This window comes from Sphingopyxis sp., from assembly GCF_036402335.1.
In the GTDB taxonomy this organism is placed as follows: domain Bacteria; phylum Pseudomonadota; class Alphaproteobacteria; order Sphingomonadales; family Sphingomonadaceae; genus Sphingopyxis.
In genome coordinates this window covers 1-2,164 of sequence record NZ_DASWTD010000547.1, presented here as the reverse complement: position 1 = coordinate 2,164, position 2,164 = coordinate 1, and the positions used below count along the sequence as shown (strand labels likewise).

General features: G+C 65.5%; 3 protein-coding genes and 1 pseudogene. All 4 read left to right on the top strand.

Features of this window, described 5'->3' with window-relative positions; translation table 11 throughout:
• Positions 1-593, top strand: a 593-nt coding sequence (locus tag VGD20_RS17815; RefSeq protein WP_331135718.1) for a thioredoxin family protein, incomplete at its 5' end; no start/stop codon positions are given.
• Positions 594-696: 103 nt separating this feature from the next.
• A complete protein-coding gene (locus VGD20_RS17810) occupies positions 697-1,437 on the top strand; it encodes a TlyA family RNA methyltransferase (protein WP_331135717.1) in 741 nt (246 codons plus the stop codon).
• Positions 1,438-1,492: 55 nt separating this feature from the next.
• Entirely contained in the window at positions 1,493-2,044 is a 552-nt protein-coding gene (locus VGD20_RS17805; protein WP_331135716.1) for a TspO/MBR family protein, read from the top strand.
• A gap of 36 nt (positions 2,045-2,080) precedes the next feature.
• Positions 2,081-2,164 (top strand): annotated as a pseudogene (locus VGD20_RS21835) (accessory factor UbiK family protein); the annotation flags it as partial.

Genomic DNA, 2,164 nt, shown 5'->3' with positions numbered 1-2,164 from the left:
GCAAATGGATGGCGCTGCCGATGGGTCTGACCGCGCTGGGGCTCGCCTGGCTGCTGTGGCGCCAGCTCGGCAGCGGATCGCAGCTCGCATGGCCCGCGGTCGCGGTCGCCATGACCCTCGTCCTGCTCACCCATTATGGCGCGATCCAGCGCGGCGACCGCCGCTCGTGGCTGCTGATCGCCGCCGGTCTGCTCTTCGTCGGCAGCCTCGCAGGCACGGTTGGCGAAGTCGCCCACGCCGAGCGCACGACTGGCGCGGCGGGGTCTACCTTCTCGCCCGACGCGCTGGCGCGCGCACGCGCGACCGGCAAACCGGTGTTCGTCTATTTCACCGCCGACTGGTGCCTGTCGTGCAAGGCGAACGAGGCCGGCGCAATCAACCGCGAGGTGGTGCAGAACGCGTTCGACAAGGCGGGTGTCGTCACACTTGTCGGCGACTGGACCAACGGTGATCCGGTTATCACGCGCACGCTCGCCGAGCATGGCCGCAACAGCGTGCCGCTCTACCTCTGGTACGCGCCGGGCGCCGCCAAGCCCGAAATCCTGCCGCAGATACTGACCCCCGGCCTGCTGACGGAAAAGGCGCAGAAATGACCCTTTCCGTCGTCATTGCGAGCGAAGCGAAGCAATCCAGAGCGGTTTACGCAACTCTGGATTGCCGCGTCGCTTTGCTCCTCGCAATGACGGGGGAGATGTGATGGCGAAGCAGCGCGCCGACCAGTTGCTCGTCGACCGCGGCCTCGCCGAAAGCCGGACGCGTGCGCAGGCGCTGATCCTCGCGGGGCTCGCCTTTGTCGGCGACCGCAAGATCGACAAGGCGGGACAGCAGGTCGCGGCAGATGCCGAAATCAGCGTCAAGGGCCGCGACCATCCGTGGGTGTCGCGCGGCGGGATCAAGCTTGACCATGCGCTAACCCACCTCGGTTGGGACGTAACCGGCACGGTCGCGATCGACGTCGGATCGTCGACGGGCGGGTTCACCGACGTGTTGCTCAGCCGCGGCGCGGCGCGCGTCTATGCGGTGGACTCGGGCACCAACCAGCTCGCGTGGAAGCTGCGGCAGGACGAACGCGTCATCGTCCACGAACAGACGAGCGCGCGGATCCTGACCGCGGCGCATATCCCCGAAGCCGTCGATCTGATCGTCTGCGACGCGAGCTTCATCGCGCTGTCGAAGGTGCTGCCGGTACCGATGGGCTTCGCGAAATCCGGCGCGCGCATGGTCGCGCTGATCAAGCCGCAGTTCGAGGCCGAGCGGCACGAGGTCGGCAAGAAGGGCGTCGTGCGCGACGCGGCGGTCCATGCCCGCGTGTGCGCCGACGTGCAGGGATGGCTGACCGGCGAAGGCTGGGACGTGCAGGACCTTGTCGAAAGCCCGATCACCGGCCCCGAAGGAAATGTCGAATTTCTGATCGCTGCGACGAAGCGAGCCGCTTGACGCTGAACGCGTCAGCCGCAACACCTTGACCCCGCAGAATCAGGGGACCAGCCGAATGAGCGAGATTGCTACCCAAGGCCAGTTGCGTATGTCCTATTTGCGATGGGCGCTCGTGACCGTTCCGGCGATTGTCCTTGCCGGAAGCCTTTCGGGCCTGTTGTCGAACAGCGGATACGGCAATCGCTGGTTCGACGCGCTCGACCTTCCCGCCATCACCCCGGCAGGCTGGGTGTTCGCCACCGTCTGGCCGATCCTCTATGTCTGTCTCGGCCTGTCGCTCGCGATGATCCTGCATGCGCGCGGCGCGAAAGGGCGCGGCTTCGCGCTGCTGCTGTTTTTCGTCCAGCTGATCGCCAATTTCGCCTGGTCGCCGCTGTTCTTCGGCCAGCATCAGGTCTCGACAGCGCTTTACCTGATCATCTTCATCCTGATGGTGACGGTCGCCACCGCGCTTGCCTTTCTGCCGATCCGCAAGGCAGCCGCGTGGCTTCTGATACCCTATATGGCGTGGCTGACCTTTGCCGCGGTGCTGAATTTCCAGATCGACCAGCGCAATCCCGATGCCGAAACCCTTGTCCCCGCCGCCGCCAGCACCCAGATAGGATAGCGGCAAGGGGACAGACCCCGACGGAGGAATTTAAACATGCAGAGCGAAAACCGCTTTTTCGACGACCTCGCCAAGATGGTGAACGGCATTGCCGGAACCGTTGCCGGCGCCGGCCGCGAA

Excerpts from the sequence above, each read along its gene's own strand:
- VGD20_RS17810 (WP_331135717.1), top strand. The coding sequence starts at position 697 with ATGGCGAAGCAGCGCGCCGACCAGTTGCTCGTCGACCGCGGCCTCGCC.
- VGD20_RS17805 (WP_331135716.1), top strand. The coding sequence starts at position 1,493 with ATGAGCGAGATTGCTACCCAAGGCCAGTTGCGTATGTCCTATTTGCGA.